This window comes from Bacillus sp. RO1, assembly GCF_012524115.1.
Taxonomy (GTDB): domain Bacteria; phylum Bacillota; class Bacilli; order Bacillales; family Bacillaceae_I; genus Sutcliffiella_A.
On sequence record NZ_JAAZWB010000089.1, the window covers coordinates 25,447 to 38,877 of the forward strand.

Sequence of the window (13,431 nt, forward strand, 5' to 3'; positions counted from 1 at the left end):
GGCTTCAATGAAAAAGATATTGTTTATGATAGTCATGTTGATGGTACTAGCTGGGTGTCAAAAAGAACCTGTCAATCCTTATCATGTATTAAACAGCTACATAACCACATGGGAGGAACAAGATTTCTCAAACATGTATGAAGAATTTCTCCAATCAGATTCAAAAGAAAACTTACCGCTGCAACTATTTGAAGAAAAACACAAAGAAGTTTATGACCTTTTTAAAATGGAAAATTTAAAAATAGAAGTGTTAGATCAAGAAGTCCAATGGGAAGAACAAGAAACCGTCATCATTCCAGGTAAGATCACATATGACACATTTGCTAGAAAGATAGATTACGAAGTGAATTTTGTCATGGATAAAGTGTTAGATGAGGAAGAGAACGAACATTGGTATATCCAGTGGGAGCCAAGTTTTATTTTTCCAGAATATGATTTGACAGATGAATTTGTGATGGAGTACACCAAAGCAACACGGGGTGAAATCTTAGACAGTAAGGGGAACAAGCTTGCAGCTAACGAGGAAGTGATGAATCTGCAAATTGTGCCTGGTGAATTTAATGCAGAAAGGGATTTGGCAAAGCTTGCAGAATTGATTGATATGTCAGAAGAAGAAATAACAAGCCTATATACTTTAAGCTGGGCACAACCTCATTATGCCATGCCTATCAAGAATTTCCGAGAAGACGAGAGGGATCTAGTTTTACAATTAATTGAAATTGAAGGAGTTACAAATGGAAGATCGATAGAGCGTGTTTATCCATTCGCAGAAGCAACAGCTCATTTAGTGGGCTATATAGCTGAGGCAACAGCGCAAGATTTAGAAGAGTTTGAGGGATATGAACAGGGTGATAGACTAGGTGTTACCGGGGTTGAAGGATTATATGAAAAGGAATTAAAAGGTAAGAAAGGCTTGGAAATCACCCAAGTAAAAGAAGACGGCACTGAAAAAATCATTGCAAGAACTGAGCCAGAACGTGGTAAAGACATTTCCTTGACTATTGATGCCAATATGCAACAAAAATTGTATGATGTCATGAAAGATGATGCTGGGCATGCAACTACCATTGACCCTAGTACCGGAAAGGTGTTAAGTCTTGTGAGTACGCCGGCATATGACCCAAACACTGTTACTATGGGAACTTCACTGAGCAAGAAAAAGAGGCTGGAGGAATTAAAGGAAGCAGGGCTCAATGCTAGTGAAAATCGCTTCCGTGGTACGTATTCCCCAGGCTCCACCATGAAACTCCTCACTTCCATTATCGGTCTAGAAAGCGGGAAGCTTGATCCTAACCACCAATATGACATCCCTGACAAGCAATGGGATATCGGGGGAAGTAAAGTAACCAGAGTGTATGTGGACGATACAAAAGTAGATTTAAAAAGTGGATTGAACAACTCAGACAATATTTATTTTGCTAAGGCAGCTATTGACATTGGAATAGAGGATTTTGAGGAAGGGTTAGCGAAATTAGGAATTGGGGAAGAACTTCCTTTCGCGTATCCCGCAGTAAGCGATTCACAAATTTCCAACGCGGGCTCTTTCCAAAATGAAGTCCTATTGGCCCATACCGCTTATGGACAAGGTGAAATCTTATTAAACATCGTACACCTTGCAAGTATTTATAGTGGAGTAGTAAATGACGGGTCGATGATGAAGCCGTTGCTGCTGGAGAAAGAAACTTCTGAAGTATGGAAGGATATCGTATCGCCTGAGAACGCAAAACTCCTTCAGGACAATCTTAGAAAGACTGTTACGGAAGGAAAATCCAATGTGGCAAATGTACCAGGACGTGAGATTGCAGGAAAGACCGGTACTGCTGAAATTAATAAAGAAGAAAGATTGGAAAACGGGTTATGGGTTTCTTACGATCAAAAGGACCCGACATTTTTGACAGCAATGTTGATTGAGGATGTGATTGACAGAGGTGGAAGCAGATACACAATAGAATTGACGAACAAATTTTATGAGGCTCTTTCAAACTAATTAGGGCAGGTGTTATAGATGGAAAGTTTTATTGGTGTGTCTAAGATAAAGAAACAAGAAATCGTCATCCAGATTATCAATGAATGGGATCCGATGGACCTTCTTGCGATGGGTGCGGGGGAAGATAGGTACCGAAATGAAATTGATAAAATTATAGATGCGCTAGATGAAGTTGATTCAGTAGACGAATTAGCAAGGCATATCAAACAGAATATGGACGCTTCTTTTTCCACTGATTTCCCTTCTATAACATGCTTGCAAGTAGCGGTTTTAATTTGGGAAGAAATTAAAAAATAAACAAAAAAGGGAATTGCCTTTGCCTTTTAGCAATTCCCTTTTTATTATTTTATCCCTTAGCAGCTTGTAATTGTAGTGCTATCTTAATTTGATCCCCAACAAGTACACCACCGGCTTCAAGTGGAGCATTCCAAGTCAAGCCATAGTCACTTCGCTTGATTTTTCCTTCTACTGCAAAACCTGCTTTCTCATTTCCCCAAGGATCTTGACCAGTTCCTTCGAATACTACAGAAAATGTTTCAGATTTTGTCGTACCACGCAGAGTAAGATCTCCTGTTACGTTGTATTCATTATCGTCTGTTTTTTCAATAGTTGTAGCTTTGAAAATCATTTTTGGATGGTTATCCACATCAAAGAAATCTCCAGATCGAAGGTGAGCATCACGATCGCTACTGCGTGTATCAATACTTGCAACATCCACAACAAACTCGATATCAGCTGTTGTTAAATCTGTTGGATCTGCAACGATTGTTGCATCATATTCATGAAATCCACCCTTTACTGTTGCGAACATCATGTGCTTTACCGAAAAGTCCACTGTGCTGTGGGATTTGTCAACATTCCAAACTGTTTTAGCCATAATAATATTCCTCCTAGATTCCCTTTTAATAAAATATCTTTAATTCAAGATTTATAACTTCAAGATAAATTATATGCTCGAGGTGTTAAATTGTCAACAACTATTTTTCCTATAATTTACTCTATTTTAAAAATATGAGATGTAACTCGTGACAAGGGGATTTTCTTATGATATGTTGCAGGAAACATCAGATTTTTGTTTAAAACCAATGAATTATCAAAAGATATTAAAAACCACAAGACTAGAGCTTTTAGACAAGGATTAAGGCAAACATCTAAAGTCTCTAAACATACAATAAAGGAGACTTCATCATGGACAAATTAAACATCATTCATTCTACATCCTTGGATCGAACAAAATATAAGATAGAAGAAGATATTCAACAATATTTTGAAACGAAAGAGGACCTTCCAACGTTTGCGGAATATATGGAAGAGCGTAAGCATTACGTGGAACAGATTTGGTACAATGTCTGGCTTAATAAAGTAACAAATGACGTTGCCCGAAAAGAGAAAAAACACATTTTGAGTGAACGCGGGTTTGAAACAGAAGGGGTTGACAAAAAAATAATCAACCAACTGTTTAAAAATGAAATGCGGGAATATGAACCTTTTCACGCAGAAGAGTGGTTACGGAATTCCTCGTATACGAACCCGTCAGTATGGGCAGAAAAATACATTCAGGCCCGTAAAGATTTCCAAAAAAGAATGGAAGAAAAACGTTTGCAACTTCGCATAGATGCTGTTACGGATGCGGTTGATCAGGCAGCTCATAAGGTAGTGGAAAGAAATCAAGCGAATTACTTCTTGTATGTCAGACACTTTGTTGCCAAGAAGGTAAAAGAGGACCTACAGAGCAACCCGAAGTTTGAAGAAACAGACTCCTACAGAAGAGAAGATGTGTTAAAAGAGTCTGGCCCTATGGATGCATCCGATTATCACACTTTGAAGGACTTTTTCGGTGAGCTGACAGGTGCTGTTCACCAAAGCTTTGATTATTATGAGGAATACTTGGAGTATGAAACATATTATTTTTTCTATGAAAAAAGAATTACGGATTATCTGTTCGGTTTTCTCCCTAGCCTAATAATGAATGAGCTTCCTGAAGAAATTTTAACAGACTACGAAACCGTGACTTCTGAAGAATTTACTGTTTCTAAGCTTCGAAAACTACTTGCAAACTCTTTTTACTTATTGGTCAATGATTATATGGAGCAAATACAAGATGAATTTGTTTCCGATTTGCTTGAACTTGCGGAACAACCTTTCAACTTAGAGGTACATGAGCAGTATTTGCAAAGAGATATCAACGACCGGAAGCGAAAAGAAGAGGAAATTTTGGCAGAGATCCGCCGAAAACAAGAAGAAGAGGAGAGGATGTTAGAAGATATTTTCGGTAGGGAATATATTCCTTCGAACGGTAGAAGTACAAGGTATGTTATACATATTGGGGAAACGAACACAGGAAAGACATTTCAAGCTTTACAAAGAATGAAAGAAGCAAAAAGCGGATTATATCTTGCTCCACTGCGCCTATTGGCATTGGAGGTCTACGACACATTAAATTCTGAAGGAGTACCCTGCTCATTAAAAACAGGGGAAGAAGAGAAACTGTCTCCGGGTGCAACCCATTTCTCTAGCACGGTCGAAATGTTTTATGAAAAAGATTATTATGAAGTTATCGTAATCGATGAGGCACAAATGATTGCAGATAAGGACCGCGGGTTCTCTTGGTACAAAGCCATTACAAAGGCCAATGCGGATGAAGTGCACATTGTCGGCAGCTTCAGTATGAAAGAAATGGTACTGCAGCTATTAGGAAATGCGGCAATTGAAATTAATGAATATAAAAGGGACACACCTCTTCAGGTTGAAGAGCGGCCATTCACTCTTAGGGAAACAAAAAAAGGAGATGCACTTGTCTGTTTTTCTCGGAAGCGGGTTCTAGAAACGGCATCGATTCTCCAGAACAATGGTCATCAAGTCAGCATGATATATGGAAGTATGCCCCCTGAAACACGAAAGAAGCAGATGCAGCGTTTTATTGATGGAGAAACAACGGTAATTGTTGCTACAGATGCTATCGGGATGGGCTTGAATTTACCTATTAGAAGAGTGGTCTTTTTGCAAAATGAAAAGTTTGATGGAACGAGACGAAGACGTCTGACCTCACAAGAAGTAAAGCAAATTGCAGGTCGAGCAGGACGTAAGGGAATGTATGATGTTGGAAAAGTTGCTTTTACAGGAGACGTTAAAGCAATGGAAAAGCTACTAGGTGGAAAAGATCGTCAGGTACACACTTTTGCGATTGCCCCAACCAATTCGATATTAGAGCGATTTCAAAAGTACTCAAACAAGCTTGGTCATTTCTTTGAGCTGTGGGATAAGTTCGAAAGTCCTGCGGGTACAGAGAAGGCCACCCTTAGCGAGGAACAAATTTTATATGAGACAATCGAGGACACCATGATTGAAGCAAGGCTTTCGGTTAATGATTTGTATGGCTTTTTACATCTCCCGTTTTCTACAAAAGAGCAGACACTCATCAACCAATGGAAGCAAACTATGGAAGCGATTGTCACAAGGGAAGAACTGCCGGAACCGTTCATGAATAAGGATAGCCTGGAGAATGTGGAACTATCATATAAATCCATCGGTCTCCATTTGCTGTTTTTATATAGATTGGAAAGAAGGACGGAAGCAACATATTGGGAAAGAATAAGAGAATCATTTAGTGATGAAGTGCATGAACGATTGCAAACAGATGTGAAGATGCGGACCAAGCAGTGTAGCAAATGTGGGAAAAAGTTGGATCCTAATTTTAAATATGCAGTATGTGATGCTTGTCACTTTTCCAAGCTGCGGAAAAAGCACAAGAACTTTTCCATAAAACGCCCATTTTAAGCGTTTAATCTATAATTTTTGAAGAGGTGCCCTCGAGAGCACCTCTTTTCTTTGTACATAAGTTCTTCAGACTTTTTGTTTTTGTTCCCCTATGTCGAAAATTGCAAAAGGTAGAAGGTCGCTATTTTATGGTAGAACTTTTCTAGTTACAGATAGAAGTTAGAGTCTTAATTATAGAAGTAAGTCTGGAAAAGGTAGAAGTAGAGCTGGAAAAGGTAGAACATTGTTTTCTAACTAACAAACAAACAAACAAACAAAAGAGCTCCGCCTACCATGATTTAAACATGCTACTTTCCACCTATTTTATGACCTGATAATAAAAGTAGTATGTATTTAGTACGAATTTTCAGAAATCTATATTGACAACGCTTTCACTCATTAGTAATCTTTTCTTGTATACATAGAAAGAGGGAGGAATTAGGGTGAATTCTGTTTGGTTGGCAATCATCGGTTTTATCGTTTTTGCTCTGGGCTATCGTTATTATTCCAAATTCATCGCAGAAAAGATTTATCGCCTGGATCCTGATTATGTAACACCTGCCCATAAGTACAATGATGGGGTGGATTTTGTACCAACGAAGAAGGTGGTCCTTTGGGGACATCACTTTTCTTCAGTGGCGGGGGCTTCGCCTATTTTAGGTCCTGCAATCGCACTTTATTGGGGATGGGGACCTGCCTTTCTTTGGGTTATACTTGGTACTGTCTTTGCAGCTGGTGTTCATGATTTTGGTACACTTGTGCTTTCTGTCCGAAATAAAGGACAATCTATTGGCACTTTAACAGACCGTCTAATCGGAAAACGCGCAAAAATGCTCTTTTTATTTATCATTTTAATCTTAGTTCTCATGGTAAATGCCGTGTTTGCTTGGGTTATCTCAAACTTGTTCATTAAGTTCCCAGCTGCAGTAATTCCAATCTTTATTGAGATCCCGATTGCGATTTGGATTGGATATGCAGTTTACAAAAGAAAGGCAAAAATGCTGGTTCCCTCTTTGATTGCACTTGCCGTTATGTACGGTTCAGCAGTTTTGACAAGTAAGGTTCAGTTCCTCCAAATTGACTTGGTCCGTTATTTTGGCGGTGCCGATAACACGGTAATCTTCGGATTAGATGGAGTATCCATGTCATTTTTTATATGGATCATGCTTTTATTGATTTATTGTTATTTTGCATCAACTTTACCTGTATGGAAATTACTGCAGCCACGTGACTATATCAATTCTCACCAATTAGTCGTTGGCTTATTAATGCTTTACGCAGGTTTACTAGTACTCAGACCTGAACTGACTGCCCCGATGACAAATGAAGTAAGTGATGTTTCTTGGTTCCCATTGTTATTTATCACCATTGCCTGTGGGGCGATTTCTGGATTCCATGGACTAGTTGCTTCGGGTACCACCTCTAAACAACTCGACAAAGAAACAGACGCACGTTTTGTTGGTTATTTGGGATCGGTAGGAGAAGGGATTCTTGCTTTGATCTCCATTATTGCGGTTGCGACTTTGTTTGCCAATGCTGGTGATTTTAGGGCAGCTTACTCCGACTTTGGTGCAGCAAGCTTAGGGGGGATGTCCAATTTTATTAACGGTGCGGCCCAACTCGCTACAGGTATTGCGATTCCAGCGGATATTGCCAGAACCATTGTCACCGTGATTGTTGTTAGTTTTGCTGCAACTAGCTTGGATACATCCTTACGTCTCATGAGATACATCATTTCTGAAATCGGAAGTGAATATAACTTTAAACCTTTAACAAACATGCATGTAGCAACTTCTGTTGCCGTTGTTTCGAGTGCTGCATTAGTATTGATTCCAAAAGGTCCGAATGGATTTGGTTCAGGAGGTTACTTACTCTGGCCGCTGTTTGGTACAAGTAATCAGCTTTTGGCTGGAGTAAGTTTACTGCTAATATCAGTTTGGTTAAAGAAGCAGGGTAGAAACTTCTTCTATACTTTCGTACCTATGATTTTCATATTCTCTATGACTATTTATGCTATGTTTGTACAAGTCGTTTTTCAATGGTCAGGTCTGGGAGAAACAGATGCGAACATGTTACTTTTCATTTTAGGTGGAATTATTTTCGTGTTTGCATTTTGGATTATTTTGGAGGCATTCAGAGTATTCTTTAAAACTGACAAGTCCCCACCAATAGATCCGTCCATGTAACATTTAGAGAGGATGAAGCATGTTGCTCATCCTCTTCTTATATAAAGGCTCTGTTAAAGCATACTGTTGATTTTTGCAGCAACCTAGCTGTTGATTGAAGCAAACGCCCCTAGGAAAGCGAAGCCTAGTGCGGAAATCAACAGCGGTGTTTAACAGAGCTTATATAAAAGCAGAAAGGGGTTTTCTTAATAATGGACATTCTGGAAAAATTCAAGAAAGTCATCACTATTTATGATGAAATACTTCAACAACCCCACCGAACTGAGATTGCAAGAGAGTTGAGGGAAGAAGAGGATTTGTTTACTTTATTATGTTTTTCTGAAATGCTCGGTCTTCCTAATCCTGCATTTTACTATACGTTAGAGCTATACCCATTTGTCATTGAGAGGTTTCATGATTGGCACCTGCGAATGGGGATGGAGAAATCACCACTAAATGGAATACGCTGCTGTTAGGAGGTAGAAGAATGAGCAAGCTTTTCAACTGCAAAATTATGTTTATTGGTGGCAAAGGGGGAGTTGGAAAATCAACCACAGCTTCTGCTATTGCACACCTCTTATCAGAAGAAGACAAAAAGGTTTTATTAGTATCAACGGATCCAGCCCACAATATTGGAGACATCTTTCATGTAAAGCCGAAAGATAAGGTATTGTCGATCGACATATATCTGCATCTCTTGGAAATTAACCCTCACGCTGAATCTAAGAGATACATCGAGGAGGTGAAAACTAATCTAAAGGGGTTAGTAAAGGCCACCATGGTGAATGAGGTACATAGGCAAATTGATCTGGCAAGCGCATCACCAGGAGCAGATGAAGCGGCACTATTTGATAAAATTACTTCCTTAGTGCTTGAAGAATACAATTCTTTCGACCATATCATATTTGACACTGCTCCAACCGGCCACACCATTAGGCTTTTAACATTACCTGAACTGATGAATGTCTGGATAAGTGGCTTATTGGATAAGAGAAAAAAGGTTCAGCAAAACTATAGTCAGCTATTAAACGATGGAGAACCGGTTGAAGACCCTATATTTGATAAGTTACAGGCTAGAAAGCAAAAGTTTGTAAAGGTGCGGGATATTCTCCTTGATCAGAAGAAGACGGGATATGCTTTTGTCCTTAATGCAGAACGACTTCCTATATTGGAAACAAAAAAAGCGATAGATATGTTAGAAAAGCAAAACATGGACGTTTCCACTGTTTTTGTAAATAAGGTCATCCCAGACCATGCAGATGGTGTCTTTATGAAAAATCGCAGAGAAAATGAAAGACCATATATCCAGCATATTCATGAAATTTTCCATAAGCAAGAAATAATTAAAACTCCACTTTTTGAACATGACATTTCTAATTTAAGCCATTTGAGGAAGTATGCATATACGCTAACAAATAACTTTACTATGAAGAACTCTTAAGAAAGGAGCAAATTCCTCCTTTTCTTAGGAGTTTTTTCTTGGTTGAAGGAAAGCCTAAAAGGAAATGAGTACGGGAGATAGGGTACATGAAAATGTTATGTCTTGATGGGGGAGGAATCCGGGGAGTATTTGCGGTTTCTATTCTTCAGGAGATGGAGAAAGATTTCAACCAACCAATAGCTGACCTAGTAGACCTTGTTGCAGGAACAAGTACGGGCTCTATTATCGCCTCTTCGATTTCCATCAAAAAGCCAATGAAAGAAGTATTATCAGGCTATAAAAAATACGGAAAACAAATATTTACTCGCCAAGCAAAAGTAGGCCTTTTTAAAAGCATCTATAGTGATCGTCAGCTTAGACAGTTTATCATGCAAGCATTTGGGAATCGAAAATTAAAGAATATAACAAGTCCTCTTTTAATACCTGCTGTTGATTTAACACATGGTCGGCCATTTGTACATCGTTCCAATTATGGAAACAAGGAAGCAAAGGATTTGACCATTCACTTATGGGATGCGGTGCTTTCCTCTTGTTCTGCACCAGTATATTTTCCCCCAAACAATATCGGCAATGACTATCTTTCCATTGATGGAGGACTGTGGGCAAATAATCCATCTCTGGTTTGTATTACAGAAGGGATGGAATATTTCAAATTGAAACTGGAAGACATAGAAATTCTCTCTATTGGGACTGGACTTCAAAAAATTGACTTTACCATTCAAAAGGACAAATATTGGGGAGTAAAACAGTGGCTGCCCTTTCGATTCCCTTCCATGAAAGTGACGCCAAAATTATTAGACCTTGCTTTGCAATTATCATCTGAGTCTGTGTCCTATCAATGCAGGCATCTATTAGGAAGTAATTACATCCGACTTAATAAGGAGCTGGGAGAGGAAGTACCATTTGATGATGTAACCTATATGGACGAGCTGATCCAACTAGGGAAATCAGTTTATTCCGAACAGAAAAAAGTGATAAGCGAATTCTTAAGTACCTGATTTGTTTTTTTCTCTATCAGAAGGGGTACTATAACTGTAGAAAATAAATGAAGGGGGAATTTTGCTTTGTCTTCGGAAAAAAGAATCACACTACATGAGTTTAATAATTTAACAAAATCCCTGAGTTTTAATATGTATGATATTTGTTATACAAAGACAAAAGAGGAAAGGGAATCCTATATTGATTATATAGATGAACAATATAATGCCGATCGCTTGACCAAAATTTTAAAAAACGTCGCTGAACTAATTGGTGCCCATGTACTAAATGTCGCTAAACAGGATTATGTACCTCAAGGGGCTAGTGTGACGGTACTTGTTTCTGAAGGACCAGTAGTAGAAGTTCCGACTGAATCTTATGAGGAGTCTCCAGGACCACTACCGGATTCTGTAGTATGCCAGCTTGATAAAAGCCATATTACCGTACATACTTATCCGGAATACCATCCTGTAGAGGGGATCAGTACCTTTCGGGCCGATATTGATGTGTCCACTTGCGGAGAGATATCCCCATTGAAAGCTTTAAACTATCTGATCCACTCTTTTGAAACAGATATCATGACCATGGATTACCGAGTACGTGGCTTTACAAGAGATATTAACGGTAACAAGCTGTTTATTGACCATGACATCAATTCAATCCAAAACTACATACCAAATGATGTTAAAAGCCTTTATGATATGATTGATGTAAATATCTATCAGGAAAATATTTTTCACACAAAGTGCCGTCTAAAGGAATTTGATCTAAATAATTATCTGTTCGGATACTCTAAAGACAAACTGTCAGATGATGAAAGGTATGAAATTACAAACAAGCTTACAAATGAAATGGACGAAATATTTTATGGCAAAAACATTAATTTTGGACACCGAGAAGAAGAATGAATAACGATTAATCTGAAAAAGCGATGAGTCCAAGACTTATTGCTTTTTTTATTGGAATGAATTCCCCTTTAGAAGAATAACACCTAATAATAGGGTTAAAAAGGGGAGAGCATTATGGGACAACATAATCATGATCCAAATTTAAGTGGTTCCGATAAACTGATTTTAGCGATTTCAATGACACTTCTTTTTGCATTTGCCCTGCTTATTGTAGGTGGAGCCTTTTTGTTTGGTTTTGCGGGCCTTTTTCAACTCTTCAGTGTCCAATATGAGACAAAAAGTTCCTTGATTTCCTATATTGTCCTATTGATACCATTAACCTTAATGTTTGAAATAGCTACCATGACCTTTCTTATTAGAGTTTTGCCTCGATTAAGAAGGAAATGGATTATTACCATTTCACAAATAGGGATTTCCTTTCTATTCATATGGATTCCTTTATATCTTACAGATGAATGGATAAAGGGGATCACAGTTCCATTGTATACAGAATTGGTTGCGGCTAGTTTGTTGCTTGTTTTAGATAGTTTGGTAGAAAAAAAGCATTTCAAGGAATGAATTGGGACCTTAAGAACTAAAATCTTAGCACTTTATTGCAATTGATAATCATTATCATATATAATAGGAGAATCTTAAAGAATGAAAGTAAGGGGAAAACGTAATGTACACAATTTCACATCACTTATTAGAGGAAGGAGAAGAGCTAATTGCACCTCCTTCCATTATTTATGTTGCAGCAAATACAGCTGCTGTTAAAAGTACAAAGTTGTCTGATGTACAGGAACTATCCGAGGGAAAAGCCTATTGGATGAAAAACGACTCTATCGTGTCACCTGCAAACAACTATTTAAAAATATATATCATTGAAATAATGGATATGAACCAAGAACATATTTACTTCACTGCTACGGAACCTTGTAAGATAAGTCCTATTTTAGACGAGTTGATTATCCTTCAAAAAAGTAAATCGTTTTTGGACCGTTGCAATTTCCAAGCAAAGCTGTGGAAATTAATTGGTAGTATGACAGAAGTGCAACCTTTAGATGATATAGAACAAACCATAACCTATATTTACAAGAACTCTCATAAACCTTTTAGTGTTCAGGATCTTGCTGCTAAAGCTCGTATGACGCCAGTTTCCTTTGCGAGAGCTTTTAAGAAGAAAACAGGAATCCCACCAAAAGAATTTGTTCTTGATACGAAAATAAAAAAAGCCAAGGAACTGATTGTGCAAAATAAAGGTATAAATATTAAAGATGTAGCTCTTCAAATAGGGATTCAAGACGAGTTTTATTTTAGCCGTTTATTTAAAAAACGTGAAGGGTTATCGCCCACTATTTACATAAAAAAAATTCAAAATCGTGTGGCAGTGGTCAGTCAATTATTTTTGCAAGACCACCTACTAGCATTAGGCATTCAACCGGTGGCCGCACCTGTGTATCCTAGTATTTATCCAAAAACAAATGGGATTCCCTCTTATCTAGAAAAGCCTTTAGAGGGTACTTTACTTTTAAACGCAGAAAAAACTATTAACTCCAAAGATATTATGAAAGTCAATCCTGATTGTATTATAAAAACCTCTCTTCACCATGGAGAGCATCAAACACTGACATGGCTGAAAAATAACGATGTCCATTTGATAGATTTTCAAAAGACGTGGGATGATTATTTAGAACAAATTGCTCAGTTTTTTGGTAGAGAAGAGGCGGTAGCTACCATCAAGAAAGAAATGGAGAAATTAGAGAATCGCGCAAAAGAGATGCTTAAAGAGGTGGCCAAAAGTGGGGGATGGGCAGTAGTGTGGGTAAGAAATGAAGAAATTAGACTTTATGGTGCTTCTAATCATGCTTGCATGGATCTGTTGTATCAAACACTAGATTTTACACCTCATCAAGGCTTGCCTAAAAGTGGGTATATTACCATAACTGTTAAAGAATTATTGGAACTTAACCCAGAAAAAATTCTATTCTTATGGAGCTCTAAAGCAGCGGTAGATAAGGTTGCAAAGGATCCTGAATGGGACAAACTAAGAGCAGTTGAAAATAAGGAAATATATATACCAAGCAGCAATGAATGGGATCCATGGGGACCATTGGGAAGAAAACATATGATAGAGGGTCTAGTTAGCTATTTTAACTTAGATGAAAAACTTCTTTATATGTGATGAGTATATTATGTCTATGTCGAAAGTTAGAT

General features: G+C 38.0%; 11 protein-coding genes. 10 read left to right on the plus strand and 1 reads right to left on the minus strand.

The features are described 5' to 3' along the window. The first annotated feature begins 7 nt into the window (after positions 1-7). Both HC179_RS18865 and HC179_RS18870 read left to right on the plus strand, forming a co-directional pair. A complete protein-coding gene (locus tag HC179_RS18865; RefSeq protein ID WP_168865748.1) occupies positions 8-1,987 on the plus strand; it encodes a penicillin-binding transpeptidase domain-containing protein in 1,980 nt (659 codons plus the stop codon). A gap of 18 nt (positions 1,988-2,005) precedes the next feature. Beyond that, positions 2,006-2,284 carry a DUF1871 family protein gene (locus HC179_RS18870; RefSeq protein WP_168865749.1) on the plus strand — a complete coding sequence of 93 codons (279 nt, stop codon included), beginning with the start codon at positions 2,006-2,008 and terminating at the stop codon, positions 2,282-2,284. Positions 2,285-2,333: 49 nt separating this feature from the next. Here the strand turns inward: HC179_RS18870 and HC179_RS18875 are convergent, their stop codons facing one another. Further along, a complete protein-coding gene (locus HC179_RS18875; protein WP_168865750.1) occupies positions 2,334-2,864 on the minus strand; it encodes a YceI family protein in 531 nt (176 codons plus the stop codon). 311 nt (positions 2,865-3,175) lie between these two features. On the opposite strand from HC179_RS18875, the gene HC179_RS18880 reads away from it, so the two are divergent. The 8 genes from HC179_RS18880 (at position 3,176) to HC179_RS18915 (ending at position 13,399) form a co-directional block, all read left to right on the plus strand. After that, positions 3,176-5,764, plus strand: coding sequence for a DEAD/DEAH box helicase (locus tag HC179_RS18880; protein WP_168865751.1), 2,589 nt, complete (start codon positions 3,176-3,178; stop codon positions 5,762-5,764). A gap of 422 nt (positions 5,765-6,186) precedes the next feature. Further along, the gene (locus tag HC179_RS18885) at positions 6,187-7,929 is read left to right on the plus strand and encodes a carbon starvation CstA family protein (RefSeq protein ID WP_168865752.1); all 1,743 of its coding nucleotides are present in this window, start codon (positions 6,187-6,189) and stop codon (positions 7,927-7,929) included. A 191-nt stretch (positions 7,930-8,120) separates the two neighbouring features. Beyond that, complete coding sequence (locus HC179_RS18890; RefSeq protein ID WP_148986263.1) at positions 8,121-8,384, plus strand: cory-CC-star protein; 264 nt, start codon at positions 8,121-8,123, stop codon at positions 8,382-8,384. An 11-nt stretch (positions 8,385-8,395) separates the two neighbouring features. Next, positions 8,396-9,349 (plus strand): ArsA family ATPase, encoded by a 954-nt coding sequence (locus HC179_RS18895; protein WP_168865753.1) that lies wholly within the window; start codon positions 8,396-8,398, stop codon positions 9,347-9,349. 86 nt (positions 9,350-9,435) lie between these two features. Further along, the gene (locus tag HC179_RS18900; protein ID WP_168865754.1) at positions 9,436-10,347 is read left to right on the plus strand and encodes a CBASS cGAMP-activated phospholipase; all 912 of its coding nucleotides are present in this window, start codon (positions 9,436-9,438) and stop codon (positions 10,345-10,347) included. A gap of 66 nt (positions 10,348-10,413) precedes the next feature. Beyond that, positions 10,414-11,235, plus strand: a complete 822-nt coding sequence (gene speD, locus HC179_RS18905) for an adenosylmethionine decarboxylase (RefSeq protein WP_168865755.1) — start codon at positions 10,414-10,416, stop codon at positions 11,233-11,235. Between the two features lie 114 nt (positions 11,236-11,349). Then, positions 11,350-11,793 (plus strand): YrvL family regulatory protein, encoded by a 444-nt coding sequence (locus tag HC179_RS18910; protein ID WP_168865756.1) that lies wholly within the window; start codon positions 11,350-11,352, stop codon positions 11,791-11,793. Between the two features lie 103 nt (positions 11,794-11,896). Further along, positions 11,897-13,399, plus strand: coding sequence for a helix-turn-helix domain-containing protein (locus HC179_RS18915; RefSeq protein WP_168865757.1), 1,503 nt, complete (start codon positions 11,897-11,899; stop codon positions 13,397-13,399). The last annotated feature ends 32 nt before the right edge of the window (positions 13,400-13,431 follow it).

What these genes read in the sequence shown, in the direction of transcription:
- HC179_RS18865 (WP_168865748.1), top strand. Translation starts at nt 8, where the DNA reads ATGAAAAAGATATTGTTTATGATAGTCATGTTGATGGTACTAGCTGGG.
- HC179_RS18870 (WP_168865749.1), top strand. Translation starts at nt 2,006, where the DNA reads ATGGAAAGTTTTATTGGTGTGTCTAAGATAAAGAAACAAGAAATCGTC.
- HC179_RS18875 (WP_168865750.1), bottom strand. Translation starts at nt 2,864, where the DNA reads ATGGCTAAAACAGTTTGGAATGTTGACAAATCCCACAGCACAGTGGAC.
- HC179_RS18880 (WP_168865751.1), top strand. Translation starts at nt 3,176, where the DNA reads ATGGACAAATTAAACATCATTCATTCTACATCCTTGGATCGAACAAAA.
- HC179_RS18890 (WP_148986263.1), top strand. Translation starts at nt 8,121, where the DNA reads ATGGACATTCTGGAAAAATTCAAGAAAGTCATCACTATTTATGATGAA.
- HC179_RS18895 (WP_168865753.1), top strand. Translation starts at nt 8,396, where the DNA reads ATGAGCAAGCTTTTCAACTGCAAAATTATGTTTATTGGTGGCAAAGGG.
- HC179_RS18900 (WP_168865754.1), top strand. Translation starts at nt 9,436, where the DNA reads ATGAAAATGTTATGTCTTGATGGGGGAGGAATCCGGGGAGTATTTGCG.
- HC179_RS18910 (WP_168865756.1), top strand. Translation starts at nt 11,350, where the DNA reads ATGGGACAACATAATCATGATCCAAATTTAAGTGGTTCCGATAAACTG.
- HC179_RS18915 (WP_168865757.1), top strand. Translation starts at nt 11,897, where the DNA reads ATGTACACAATTTCACATCACTTATTAGAGGAAGGAGAAGAGCTAATT.